Source organism: Prevotella veroralis DSM 19559 = JCM 6290 (assembly GCF_000377625.1).
Taxonomy (GTDB): domain Bacteria; phylum Bacteroidota; class Bacteroidia; order Bacteroidales; family Bacteroidaceae; genus Prevotella; species Prevotella veroralis.
Map to the genome: position 1 here is coordinate 405,235 of NZ_KB898325.1, position 13,984 is coordinate 419,218.

Below are 13,984 nucleotides of genomic sequence, written 5' to 3' on the forward strand. Positions count from 1 at the left end.
AGCCCATGAAACACACAGTTTCAGGCTTTGAGACACACAGTCTCATCCCATGAAACTCTACGGGTATCTATATTATCAATCGTTCAGTTATTGTGCAGGCAGGGGCAAATACCTATCGTTTCACTATGACATATATAATAATAGGTGCACCAAGAAGTGGTGTAACAGCATTAAGAGGAATAATCCCTCCATCTCCCGGTAAATAACAAATAAGATTGCACAACAACGCAATCATGGCACCACAAAGAATTGTGCAGGGTAAAAGAATCTGATGGTTCTCCGTATGCAATAATAATCGGGTCATGTGAGGTATAGCCAAACCAAGGAAAGAGACAGGTCCACAGAAGGCTGTTGTTACGGCTGTCAATAAACCGACTGTCACGAGTAATAGGTTACGTATCTGGCGGATATTGATACCAAGACTTTCAGCATATTGAGTGCCTAAGAGCATAATGTTGAGGGGCTTTATTAAGAATATGGAGGCTATGATACCAACCAAACAGAGTAAAGCGAAGAGCAACATGTGATTCATTGATACACCTCCAAAGTTGCCCATACCCCATACCATATAACTCTTTACACCTTCTTCTGAAGCAAAGAAATTCAATAATGCCACAGCTGACGAGGAGACATAGCCCACCATCAGACCAACGATAAGCAATAGTACACTGTTCCTTACCATGGTCGAAAGAAACAGAATAATCATCGTAACGACTATTGCGCCGATGAATGCAGACGTAAGAATAGCAAGGAAACCTGATACGGTAAACATGGTTGTTGACACACTCCCACCTAAGAATAACATCACGATTGCCACTCCTAATCCTGCTCCCGAGCTGATTCCGAATACATCTGGACCAGCCAAAGGATTACGGAATGCCGTTTGAAGCATTAGACCACAGACTGCCAGCGACGCCCCACATAGCATTGCTGTTAAGGCTTGAGGAAGTCGATTCTCCATTATGATATACTTCCAACTCTCCTTACCATCGAACTTATCAAAGAGTATATCGCAGACATCGGCTAATGGGATTCTCACCGAACCCACTATAAGACTCATGGCAAATAGTACGATAATGCCAGCCACTAACAATAGGATGATACAGACGTTCCTCTTCATCATTTAAGTTTCTTGTAATAACGCATCGCACCTAAATGTAAGTCGGGATGGAAGAGTTGGATCAAGTCTGAAAGTAGCCAATCAGGTCGCCAACTGACTTCCTCAAAGTAGGGCGTACTATCCACCTTACAGCCATAAACCTCTCCTGTTTTATAAGGCTTCAACGCTCTATAGCCTTGATACTCCGCCAATAAGGTATTCAGACTGAAGTTCCCATTATAACAGAGAATCCAGAAGTCACTGTCTCCAAACTTATCTAATATCGTCTCAAAGGGCATTGAAAGACTACCGCTATGTTTGTCCTGCGCATAAGCATAAGAACCATTGGCATCCTTATACAACAAGCCCACACTACTCTCTCCACCAGGCAAATACCAAACAGCACCAACTTTCCTATCTGGCAAGACACTTCGCTTCACCTTGCTCTTTTTCGCCTTTGCACTCAAAGCCTTATAGTTCTGCTCTACAACCGCAAACAAGGAGTCTGCTTCATGCTCACGACCATATAACATTCCATAGAACTTCATCCATTCGGCACGCCCTAAGGCTGAACGTTCCATATAGTCGGCACACTCAATAATGGGTACACCAATCTCTTCCAATCGTCCATAACCACCACTATTCTCAAAAGGAGAAAGCAGGATAGCATCAGACTTTAAGTCTATAATATGTTCTACATCAGGCTTCATCGATTCACCACAATTAGCAATCTCTCCCTTCCGTGCTCGCTGTTGAACATCGGGGATAAGCATATACTTCAAATCGGCAACACCCACAATAGCTTTCTGGGCATGCAACATCTCAAGAAGATTCGCATGAGCCGTCGTAAACACAATGCTTCGCTGGATAGGAACATCCACACGTACTCCATCCGAGATATTCTCTGACTCAACATTACGTGGCATGAGATAATATGTTTGTAGGATTGTTCCCTTCTTCCAAGGGTTCAGCAACTTTACAATAACATAACCATCCTTATGCTCCATTGTGATATTCCGAGCATATTTAAACCCTGTCTCCCCTATTTCTTCGTTTGCTTTTTGCTGTCGAAGACTACAAGAAACCAACAATGAGAAACAAAGGACAAGTACTGATAATTGGCGCATAACTTAGAAAATTGATATGCAAAAATACAAAAAAAGAGGTATTATCTTGTTCTTTAAGGATATTTTTTATACTTTAGCGACCACAAATAACTAAACAATCTAAAGTATTAATCTAAACAACCAACACCATGGCTGAAGAAAAGTCTAATGCACTTAGTAGCCACGTCGAAACAAAACATGTTTGGCAACTACTGGCTATTATCGCTGTAACAACTATCGTTTGGAATCTTCCAACAAGTGCTTTCGGTATTGATGGATTAACCATTGTACAACAACGTATCATTGCAATCTTTGTGTTTGCTACCCTGTCGTGGCTGACGGAATGCATCCCTGCGTGGGCAACCTCGCTAAGCATCATGTCTATCATGTGTGTCACCGTATCTAAGAACGCTTTTGGAGTCTTCAAAGGTGAGGGAGTCGGGGATTTACTTGATTCGAAGGAAATCATGGCATCCTTTGCAGATCCAATTATTATGCTCTTCCTTGCGGGATTTATCTTAGCGATTGCTGCTTCGAAGTCGGGACTTGACACGCTCTTGGCACGTAACCTTATCAAGCCTTTCGGAAACAAGAGTGAGAATGTTCTTTTGGGATTCCTGCTTATCACAGGACTTTTCTCAATGTTCATTTCAAACACTGCGACTGCTGCATTGATGCTTACTTTCCTTACTCCTGTCTTTGCAGCCCTACCTGCTAATGGCAAAGGACGTATCGCTTTGACGATGTCTATACCCATTGCTGCCAACCTTGGCGGTATGGGAACACCGATTGGAACACCTCCCAACCTCATCGCACTTAAATATCTCAATGACCCAGCAGGTCTTAACATGAATATCGACTTCATGCACTGGATGGCATTCATGGCACCGCTTGTAATCGTCTTAATGCTGTTATCATGGAGAATTATTCTGTATTTCTTCCCATTCACACAGAAGACTATCCACCTGAAGATTGATGGAGAAGTACACCGTGGATGGCGTATGTGGGTAGTTATCATTACCTTCATTATCACAATTCTCTTATGGGTAATTCCAAAGGACATCACAGGCATTGACACCAACACAGTCTCAATGATTCCAATGGCAATCTTCGCTGTCACGGGCGTTATTACCGCAAAAGATATGCAGGAGATTAACTGGAGCGTCATCTGGATGGTTGCTGGAGGTTTCGCCATTGGATTGGGTATGAACGGATCTGGCTTGGCAGATGCAGCTATAGAGAGTATTCCATTTGGAAATTGGAGCCCTATCGTTATCCTTGCTATCTCTGGCTTGATTTGTTTCTTCCTCTCTAATTTCATTTCAAACACTGCAACAGCAGCCCTATTAGTACCTATCCTCGCTGTTGTATGCCGTGGTATGGGCGATAAGCTCGGTGGTATTGGTGGTACAAGTACAGTCCTCATTGGTATTGCCATTGCAGCATCAACAGCAATGTGTTTACCAATTTCAACACCTCCCAACGCTATTGCTTACTCAACAGGCTTAATCGAACAAAAGGATATGCTAAAGACGGGACTAACCTGTGGTCTGGTTTCTATCATCTTAGGCTATATCCTACTCTATTTCATCGGAGAAATCCACTTTCTTGGTTAAAAGCATAAGCTCTATTTAGAGCGATTAAAACCAATATTTATAAATGTCTCTCTCACGGCATTATCAAACAATCGTTTGGTAGTGCCGTAACTTGTTTTATCTCACAAATAAATAATCTATATCTCGTTATATGCTAAGCCCTCAAAAGTTCTTAAACTTTTAATAAAAAGCTCCTAGCTTTCTCGAAATAGTTCCAGACCTTTCTATTCTGACCTATTCAACATCTCCACATACAAGTATACCTTCTCTTTAAAACTAACAAACGCCCTTTTGGAATCCAGAAGGGCGTTTGTTCGATAGTAAGGAGAACTCTCTTGTCTCTTTTCGTATTAGTTCATAGAAATTAACTGAAATGATAGTTAGAGATTACTTTAAAGCCATTAAGAAAAGAGGCAGCATCCATGCGTTTCTTTCCAGATAACTGAATATCCAAAAGCTCAAGCAAGTTATCTGTCGTATTCACATATAGGCGATTCTTCTCAACAACAATGCTGCCAACTGCGCCTGTGGCTGCACGATTCGTCTTTGAAGTTTTATAGACTTTCATAACCAATGACTTGCTCTCCGAACCATCATTCAAGACTAACGAACTCCATGCACCAGGATAAGGACTAAGTCCACGAATAAAGTCATAAATGGTCTTTGCTGGTTGACTCCAATTTATCACGCAGGTTTCTTTAAATATCTTCGGTGCGCTCTTTAGTTCTATATTCTCTTGCTCTTGGGGTACGCTAATCTCGTCTAAGACATGAGAGAAATCAACATCTAAGTTATCTTCTGACAACTTAGAGGCAATAAGATTGATTGTGTCTATTGCTATTGTTGCACCTAAGTGCATTAAACCATCATAAACATATTCAACATCAGCCGTATCAGGGATGTCGAATGGCTTTTGCATAATAATCCTACCCGTGTCAATGTCTTTATCAAGGAAGAAAGTCGTAACACCCGTTTGCGTCTCTCCATTGATTACTGCCCAATTAATAGGAGCAGCCCCTCGATATTGAGGCAATAGAGCAGCATGAACATTGAAAGTTCCCAAACGAGGCATTGCCCAAACGATTTCTGGTAACATACGGAAGGCAACAACAACTTGTAAGTCCGCATGATAAGAACGAAGTTCCTCGATAAACTCAGAATCCTTCATCTTCACTGGTTGAAGCACTGGTAAGCCTTTTTCTAAAGCATACTGCTTAACAGCAGAAGGTTGCAACTTCTCTTGATGCCGCCCAACAGGTTTATCAGGTTGCGTCACAACAGCTACTACATTATAATCGTTTTCCACTAAGGCTTTTAAGGACTCCACCGCAAACTCGGGGGTCCCCATAAAGATGATACGTATATCTTTACTATTCATTCTTTGAGATTTTACAATTAAGGATGCGGAATAAAATGAGAGTAAGAGCAGGACTTACTCGGCACTAAAGTCTGCAACGAACTGACGATACATACTATACAATCGAATTCGTGAGATATATCCTACCAAATGACCATCTAAACCAACCACTGGTAAATACTGCGCTCCTGTACTATCGAACGTTTGCATCACATCTTCCATAGGGTCATTAACACCTAATGTAGCTGCTGGAGCTGTCATAAGTTGACTCACATGAAATCGATGATAAAGCTCTGTACGGAAAATAATATGGCGAAGTTTGGTAATATCTATCTCGCCCATAAGGCAGCCACTTTCATTGAGAACTGGGATATAATCATTGCGGCTCGAACTAAGGGCATGAACGAGTTGTCCCATTTCCATATCAGGAGCAACAGAGGTAAAATCACGGTCAATAATCTTATCCATTGTCATCAATGTAAGGATAGATTTGTCTGTGTGATGCGTGAGCAATTTACCTTGTTTGGCTAATCGGACAGCATAGATACTATGGTGCTCGAAAATATTAATCGTCAGATAAGAGCAGATGGTTACTATAATTAAAGGTATAAAAAGCTGATACCCACCTGTCAATTCTGCAATCAAGAATATTCCTGTCAAGGGCGCATGCATGACAGCTGCCATAACAGCTGCCATTCCATAGAGCGTAAAGTTCTTCTCTGGAACATAAACACCTAACTGTTGGATATTCCAAAGACGAGCAAAAAAGAATCCGCCGAAACCTCCAATGAATAGTGCTGGAGCAAAAGTTCCACCACATCCACCTGCACCATTTGTAGCACTAGTAGCAAAAACCTTAGTAAGCATAACGAAACCAACATAGAGTACAAGTAAGTTCGTTTGACCAGCAAACATAGAACCACTCATAACTTGCATCCAGTCAGCCTCAGTCTTCCCCTCAATGAATAATCCTAAACTATTATAACCTTCACCATAGAGAGAAGGGAAAAGGAAGATGAGAGAGGATAGTACTAAGCCACCAACAAGTAGCTTTAGATAAGGATACTTAGAAAGTTTGCCGTAACCATTTTCGCACCACGACATAAGGCGCATGAAATAAAGCGAAATAAAGCCACAAGCAATACCAAGGAGTATCGTAGGCGGTACACGTTCAAGACTCCAAAGATAATCCATTTGGAAGTGGTACATCGGAGATCCACCTGTGAAGAAGTAAGAAAAGCATGTTGCTGTTACTGAGGAAATAAGTATTGGTAACAAAGAAGCCATGGTAAGATCTACCATCAATACTTCTAGCGTAAAGACTAACCCTGCAATAGGAGCCTTAAAGATACCAGATACTGCAGCTGTTGCTCCACAGCCCACAAGGAGCATGAGTGTACGATTGTCTAGATGAAAAATGCGTCCTAAGTTACTTCCAATAGCGGAACCCGTCAATACGATAGGAGCCTCAGCTCCAACAGAACCACCAAACCCGATTGTAATGGCAGATGCAACGATAGAAGACCATGTATTATGCGCTTTCAATCGAGATTGCTTCGTGGAAATAGCATACAGAACACGCGTAATACCATGGGAGATATTATCACGAACCATGTATTTGACAAATAAACTCGTAAGCCAAATACCGATAACAGGATAAAGCAGATAGAGCCAATTGATTGTCATCACATGGAAGCCTGAAGTAACAAGTTCCTCTATCTGACCAATAATAATATGGAGTATATAAGCAGCTAAAGAAGCAAGAAAACCAATAGCAAATGCTAGTACTAAAACTAACTCACGATTAGATATATGCTTCTGACGCCAAACATCAAATCGAGAGAGAAAGCCTAATTTAGCCGATACTTCCATCTATACGTTTACTTATTTTCTAATAATTTCCACCTCACCATCAACACTCAACTTTATAATACTAGAAGGTGTATGGGGCTTATGTTCTTGACGACGAGACTGACAAACATAGTCTACACCATCAAGTATCTCTTGAGAAATATCGCAATAGTTCTGAGCAGCAGGCTCACCGCTTATATTAGCGGATGTGCTCACAATAGCCTTTTGGAATCGATAACATAATTCATGCGAGAAGGGTTCCTTTGTGATTCGAATACCAATAGAACCATCTTCTGCTATCAAGTTAGGTGCAAGGTTCACTGCACCATCTAAAATTAATGTTGTTGGTTTCTCTACAGCATCAATTAGTTGCCAAGCAACATCAGGGACATTATGAACATAACGTTGTAGACGATTATCAGAATCAACCAAACAGATTAGTGCTTTAGAATCGTCTCTACGTTTCAATGAATAGACTTTTGCAACAGCTTCTGCATTGGTAGCATCACAACCAATTCCCCATACAGTATCTGTCGGATAAAGTATGATTCCGCCTTGTTTCATCACCTCAATAGCTTTTTTGATATCGTCTTCCTGATTCATTTGTTGCTTTAATTAATTATAGATTAACTTTATTCCGAGTCGCAAAGATATAGTAAAAAAGTGAGAAAACAAAATAAAACAACAAAAAAGGCTAACGCTATTAAGATAGGGACTCAAGAGTATGATATTATCTCAAGAATCGCATCTAATATTAACGTTAACCTTTTCTTTTAGATTGAGAGAACTTAATTTAAAAAGGATTCAACTATAGTTCTATGTAAATATAGATATACGAACTTAGGCTTTACCTTTTATGTAATAAGTCGAATATCTTTAAATTACAACTCCCATCCAATAGCAGATGCACCAAGAACAGCTGCTGCTGCATCATCAAGTGAACTTACTAAGAACTTTGGCTTATCACGGAAGATTTCCAAAGCATTCTCTCTATAAGCACGAATTAATGGTTCCATCAACAAGTCACCCGCTTTTGTTAAACCTCCAAAGAAGATAAATGCTTCAGGAGAAGAGAATGTTGCAAAATCAGCACACGCTTCACCTAACATCTTTCCCGTAAATTCATATACACGCTTTGCAAGTGCATCACCACGACCTGCTGCAATAGAAACATCAAGAGATGTAATATCTTCTATTTTCAACTCACGCAATAAAGAATCTTCATCGCACTCTTTTAGGAATTCACGAGCAGTACGTGCAACGCCAGTTGCAGAGCAATAAGCCTCTAGACAGCCTGTACGACCACAGCCACAGCTACGTCCTTTCTCACCACGAACCATGATCACGTGACCAAGCTCACCGGCGAAACCATCTGAGCCATAAACCATCTGACCATTAATCACAATACCAGAACCTACGCCAGTACCAAGGGTAATCATGATGAAATCCTTCATTCCACGTGCAACTCCATACTGCATTTCACCGATAGCAGCAGCGTTAGCATCATTGGTAAGACCAACAGGAATACCTAACTTCTCTGAAAACATATCACCCAATGGCACAACACCATCATGTCCCCATGACAAATTTGGTGCAAATTCTATCGTACCACGATAGAAATTACCATTAGGAGCACCAATACCCATAGCACGGAACTGTCCTATTCCACCATACTTTGCAATAAGAGGCTTCAATGCTTCAACACCAGCCCCTACAAAGTCATCCACTGTTTTATAGGCCTGCGTCTTAATTGAATTTGTCGCAAGTACCTGACCACGCTGATCTACGACACCGAAGACAGCATTTGTTCCTCCCAAATCCAAGCCAATAACAAATGGCTTTTCTAAACCAGTTACAACTGGTTTCTGTTCTGTTACGTCCATATGACCTACTAAGTTTTTAGTTTAATTATACTTGGAGCAAAGTTATGAAAAAACTAGAATACCACAAAGTTTTGTTAGGTAAATTTGTTTTTCTCACATAATTTTTGCAATTTTGCACCCAAAATAACAAGCATGCAATTTCCTATCCAATTAGATATACTGGATTTTATATTTAAAGGTTTGTTGATTGGTATTATCGCATCAGCACCTATGGGTCCAGTCGGAATATTATGTATTCAGCGTACTTTAAACAAAGGACGTTGGTATGGTTTTATAACAGGTATTGGCGCAGCCGTTAGTGATACTATTTATGCTCTTATAGTTGGTTTAGGTATGAGCTTTATCATGGGTCCTTTACAAAACCCTACTTATAAACTTATACTCCAAATATCAGGAAGTGTCTTACTCTTATTATTTGGACTTTATTGTTTTAAGTCAAATCCAATGAAGAAAGTACACCAAAGCGGAAAGACTAAAGGTAGTATTTTCCACAATGGATTGACTGCATTTCTCGTAACATTCTCAAATCCTCTTATCATCTTCCTATTTATGGCCTGCTTTGCACAATTTGCTTTTGTACAACCTGGACAACCTTTTGAGATGATAATAGGCTTCGCTTGCATCCCAGCAGGAGCCTTACTATGGTGGTATGGACTAACATGGCTTATCGACAGGATTCGAGGAAAGTTCGATGTCAATGGTATTCTTATAATAAATAAGGTGATTGGTTCTATTGTTATTTTATTTTCGATTATCATGCTCTTAGGAACGGTTTTCAATCTTTATCACCTTCCTACGGTCGATGGTCTGATGAAATAAATACAAATAATAGGTATTTTATATGTTTGTTGCAAAAGAATTAAGAAAGAAGAGTGTGGCAGAATATCTGCTTTATATGTGGCAAATTGAAGATATCATTCGAGCTTATGGATGTTCACTCACAAGAATACGTACCGAATATATTGATCAATTTCAATATACAGACGAACAAAAGGAAGAAGAAGAGGATTGGTTTGGTGACCTTGTAAGAATGATGAATCAAGAAGGTTGCCGTGAGGGAGGACACTTACAGATTAATAAGGTCTTGATGCAAGGACTTACAGAACTTCATAAAGAGTTACTCCAATCTTCTAAGTTCCCTTTTTATTCAGCAGAATATTATCGTGTCTTACCTTTCATTGTTGAACTAAGAGGTAAGACTAAACGTACTGCTGATAAAATGGCAAAGACAAATGACAATCGATTAAAGGATGTAGCTTCTCAACTTTCAAAAAGTGAAATAGAGACATGCTTTGACTTGCTCTATGGAGTCATGATGCTTCGCCTACAAAAGAAAGAGATTACACCAGAAACAGAGCGTGCCTTAAAAGAAGTAACAACTTTTATTGGTATGTTATCCGACTATTACATAAAGGACAAGACAGAGGGGTTAGACTTCGGTGAAGAATAAAAACTATAAGGGTATGAATATTTTAGTTACAGGTGCAAATGGACAACTCGGTAATGAGATGCAGATTGTATCTCAAAAGAGTAAAGACAAGTATATCTTCACAGACGTATGTGATGGTTATACTAAGTTAGACATCACTAATTTGGAAGCTATACGCAAAATGGTGAAAGACAACGACATTAAATGTATCATCAATTGCGCAGCTTGGACAAATGTTGACAAAGCCGAAACTGCTGGCGAGATTGTTGAGACGCTCAATGCTATTGCTCCTGAGAATCTTGCGATTGCAATGAAAGAAGTAAATGGTTTACTTGTTCATATCAGCACTGATTATGTCTTTGGAGGCGACCCCTATAATACTCCTTGTAAAGAAGACATGAAAGGTACTCCGACTGGCGTATATGGTTTAACAAAATTACATGGCGAACAAAAGATTCAAGCAACAGGAGTGAAACATATCATCCTACGTACTGCCTGGTTGTATAGTGAATTTGGGCATAACTTTGTTAAGACAATGATTAATCTTACAGCAACAAAGCCACAATTGAAAGTTGTTTTTGACCAATGTGGCACTCCAACTTATGCTGGCGATTTAGCTGATACGATCTACGATATTGTCGAGCAACGTAAATATGAAGGAAACAATGGTATCTACCATTTCTCTAACGAAGGTGTTTGCAGCTGGTATGACTTTACTATTAAGATTGCAGAACTTGTTGACAATCGTAATTGTGACATTCAACCTTGCCATAGTGATGAATTTCCATCACCTGTTACACGCCCAGCCTATTCTGTACTTGACAAGACAAAGATTAAAGAAACCTTTGGCATTAAGATTCCTTATTGGGAAGACTCATTAAAGAAATGTATCAAAGGATTACAAGAACAAGACAAATAACATAAAGAATTTAAATGAACGAAATAGAACGCAGACGAACTTTTGCCATTATCTCACACCCTGATGCTGGTAAAACTACATTGACAGAGAAATTCCTGCTCTTCGGTGGACAGATTCAAGTAGCTGGTGCTGTTAAGAATAATAAGATTCGTAAGACAGCAACATCTGACTGGATGGATATTGAGAAGCAACGTGGTATATCGGTGTCAACCTCTGTGATGGAGTTCGATTACGAGGGGTATAAGGTAAACATTCTAGATACTCCTGGTCACCAAGACTTCGCAGAAGATACTTATCGTACTCTAACAGCTGTGGATTCTGCCATCATCGTTGTCGACTCTGCAAAAGGTGTTGAGGCACAAACACGAAAATTAATGGAAGTTTGCCGTATGCGTAACACGCCTGTTATCATTTTCATTAATAAGATGGATCGTGAAGGTCGTGATCCTTTCGATGTATTGGATGAATTGGAGGAAGAACTTCAAATCAGTGTGCGTCCATTATCATGGCCAATCGGACAAGGTCAACGCTTTAAGGGAGTATATAACATCTACGAGCAACAATTAAACCTTTTCACACCCAACAAGCAACGAGTTACAGAGAAGGTGGAAGTAGATATCAACTCTAAAGAACTTGAAGAGCATGTGGGTGCCGATTTCTCTCAACAACTCCGCAATGATCTCGAATTGGTTAATGGGGTCTATCCAGAATTTGATGTTGATGCCTATCGACGTGCAGAAGTTGCACCAGTATTCTTCGGTTCTGCCTTGAATAACTTCGGTGTACAGGAACTCTTAAATTGTTTTGTAGAGATAGCTCCAAGCCCACGACCAACGAAGGCTGAAGAGCGAATCGTAGAACCCACAGAGCCAAAGTTCACGGGCTTTATCTTTAAGATTACCGCCAATATCGACCCTAACCATCGTAGTTGTATTGCTTTTTGCAAGGTATGCTCTGGTAAATTCCAACGTAACCAGCCTTATTTGCATGTACGCAACGACAAGACGATGCGCTTCTCCTCCCCTACCCAATTCATGGCACAGCGCAAGAGTACCGTAGAAGAGGCTTATCCCGGCGATATAGTTGGTCTTCCAGATAATAGTGGCGTATTCAAGATTGGAGATACATTGACCGAAGGCGAAATCATCCATTTCCGTGGCTTACCAAGTTTCTCGCCAGAGCTCTTCAAGTATATTGAGAATGATGATCCTATGAAATCTAAGCAATTCCTTAAAGGTATTGAGCAATTAATGAATGAAGGAGTAGCGCAATCATTCGTTAATCAATTCAATAATCGCCGTATTGTTGGAACAGTTGGACAATTACAGTTTGAGGTTATCCAATATCGTTTGGAGCACGAGTATAATGCGAAATGTCGTTGGGAGCCAGTTCATCTCTACAAAGCATGTTGGATTGAGGCCGATGATGAGGTCGAATTAGAGAATTTCAAGAAGCGTAAGTATCAATATATGGCAAAAGATAACGAAGGACGCGATGTCTTCCTCGCTGATTCCAGTTATGTTTTGAGTATGGCACAGCAAGATTTTGAGCATATCCGCTTCCACTTTACAAGCGAATTCTAAATAAAAGAACCAAAATGCAACAAAGTGTAGGGACAGACACCCTCTCATTTAAATTCAAAATTCATAATTCAAAATGCAAAATTATGATTAGTTTTGTTTGAAATGGTGCTGTAAAGTAGGGACGATGTCTTCATCGTCCCTACTTTTTGATTATTAATTAATTATCAAAGAATATTACATTTATTTTTTCTGTTATAGGATATTCTAGAGAAAAATACACCCTTTAAATAGGAGAAATAGGGCTATTTGGTAAAAGATATATACGTTTTACTAAAAACGAATATACGTTTTACCAAAAACGGATATACATTTTACTGAAAACGGATATACGTTTTACCAAAAACGGAGGTACATTTTACCTAAAACGGAGGTACGTTTTACCAAAAACGGAGGTACGTTTCATCAAAAACGGAGGTACATTTTTACAAGAAAGGATAGATGTTTTTATAACGATCTATGTATCAGATAGTTATAAAAAACACGGTTTTCTCCTCCAAAATTTGGATATTTCAAACGAAAGGATTATTTTAGAATAACGCAAATATAAGCGTTAAAAATAACAATATTACTTTACATTTATTTCTTCATAGGAACACAACACCATTTAGTGACCTTTAGCATCACGCCGATACCTGGAATCTCCTTCAATAAGTAATACTTCTTATTAGAACGAACTAATCGACCTGTCATCCCCTTCATTGGTCCGAACTTAACCAGAACTTCGTCACCTGCTTTTAGATGTGCCTCTTCGGACGAAACGAACTTGCGCATGGTCACTTCTGGGTTACACATTAATCGGAATTCGTACATCTGATTGTGAGGAATGAGGCTATATTCCTGTGAATCTCTCGATTTACGTATAACACTTATCTTATAGTTTGCCTCTTGAACTATCTTACGAAACTGCTTATCGCCAATTGATTGTTTAACGAAAATAAGGTTATGAACGACTGGGCGCAATATCTCGCGTGGCTTACCATCACGACCTTCTATCGTAACATATTGCTCGGGAATGAAACATTCTAAGCCCTTTTCCTCAAAATAGGTTCTAACTTCTCCTTGACGAACTGTAAAGAGTTTTATTGCATACCATGGCAATCCGTCGTCAACAATAGTATCTATATATTTAGTTGTCTCTTCCATAATTGATTCTGATGTAATA

At 39.7% G+C, this 13,984-nt stretch carries 12 protein-coding genes; 5 read left to right on the top strand and 7 right to left on the bottom strand.

Annotation, left to right across the window (positions count from 1 at the left end):
- Positions 1-112: 112 nt before the first annotated feature.
- Both D464_RS0101785 and D464_RS0101790 read right to left on the bottom strand, forming a co-directional pair.
- Entirely contained in the window at positions 113-1,120 is a 1,008-nt protein-coding gene (locus tag D464_RS0101785) for an iron ABC transporter permease (RefSeq protein WP_026284604.1), read from the bottom strand.
- Complete coding sequence (locus D464_RS0101790; protein ID WP_018909882.1) at positions 1,120-2,226, bottom strand: ABC transporter substrate-binding protein; 1,107 nt, start codon at positions 2,224-2,226, stop codon at positions 1,120-1,122. The genes D464_RS0101785 and D464_RS0101790 overlap by 1 nt, the downstream gene beginning before the upstream one ends.
- A 128-nt stretch (positions 2,227-2,354) precedes the next feature.
- On the opposite strand from D464_RS0101790, the gene D464_RS0101795 reads away from it, so the two are divergent.
- The gene (locus tag D464_RS0101795; protein WP_018909883.1) at positions 2,355-3,821 is read left to right on the top strand and encodes an SLC13 family permease; all 1,467 of its coding nucleotides are present in this window, start codon (positions 2,355-2,357) and stop codon (positions 3,819-3,821) included.
- 343 nt (positions 3,822-4,164) lie between these two features.
- Here the strand turns inward: D464_RS0101795 and fmt are convergent, their stop codons facing one another.
- The 4 genes from fmt to D464_RS0101815 all read right to left on the bottom strand — a co-directional run bounded on the left by fmt (position 4,165) and on the right by D464_RS0101815 (position 8,891).
- Positions 4,165-5,178: a methionyl-tRNA formyltransferase gene (gene fmt, locus D464_RS0101800; protein WP_018909884.1), complete on the bottom strand. Its 1,014-nt coding sequence runs from the start codon at positions 5,176-5,178 to the stop codon at positions 4,165-4,167.
- A 54-nt stretch (positions 5,179-5,232) separates the two neighbouring features.
- Positions 5,233-7,029, bottom strand: coding sequence for a chloride channel protein (locus D464_RS0101805; protein ID WP_018909885.1), 1,797 nt, complete (start codon positions 7,027-7,029; stop codon positions 5,233-5,235).
- 12 nt (positions 7,030-7,041) lie between these two features.
- Positions 7,042-7,611, bottom strand: a complete 570-nt coding sequence (locus D464_RS0101810; protein ID WP_018909886.1) for an L-threonylcarbamoyladenylate synthase — start codon at positions 7,609-7,611, stop codon at positions 7,042-7,044.
- Positions 7,612-7,889: 278 nt separating this feature from the next.
- On the bottom strand, positions 7,890-8,891 hold the full coding sequence (locus D464_RS0101815; RefSeq protein WP_018909887.1) for an ROK family protein: 1,002 nt from the start codon (positions 8,889-8,891) through the stop codon (positions 7,890-7,892).
- Positions 8,892-9,023: 132 nt separating this feature from the next.
- Between D464_RS0101815 and D464_RS0101820 the strand changes: the two genes are divergently transcribed.
- The 4 genes from D464_RS0101820 to D464_RS0101835 are packed head-to-tail and all read left to right on the top strand — an operon-like array spanning position 9,024 to position 12,822.
- Positions 9,024-9,710, top strand: a complete 687-nt coding sequence (locus tag D464_RS0101820; RefSeq protein WP_004383289.1) for a LysE family translocator — start codon at positions 9,024-9,026, stop codon at positions 9,708-9,710.
- A 22-nt stretch (positions 9,711-9,732) separates the two neighbouring features.
- A complete protein-coding gene (locus D464_RS0101825) occupies positions 9,733-10,341 on the top strand; it encodes a DUF4924 family protein (RefSeq protein ID WP_018909888.1) in 609 nt (202 codons plus the stop codon).
- Between the two features lie 13 nt (positions 10,342-10,354).
- Entirely contained in the window at positions 10,355-11,239 is an 885-nt protein-coding gene (gene rfbD, locus D464_RS0101830; protein WP_024985708.1) for a dTDP-4-dehydrorhamnose reductase, read from the top strand.
- Positions 11,240-11,253: 14 nt separating this feature from the next.
- Positions 11,254-12,822, top strand: coding sequence for a peptide chain release factor 3 (locus D464_RS0101835; protein WP_018909890.1), 1,569 nt, complete (start codon positions 11,254-11,256; stop codon positions 12,820-12,822).
- 576 nt (positions 12,823-13,398) lie between these two features.
- On the opposite strand, the gene D464_RS0101840 is transcribed toward D464_RS0101835, so the two are convergent.
- Complete coding sequence (locus D464_RS0101840; protein WP_018909891.1) at positions 13,399-13,965, bottom strand: UpxY family transcription antiterminator; 567 nt, start codon at positions 13,963-13,965, stop codon at positions 13,399-13,401.
- Positions 13,966-13,984 lie beyond the last annotated feature (19 nt).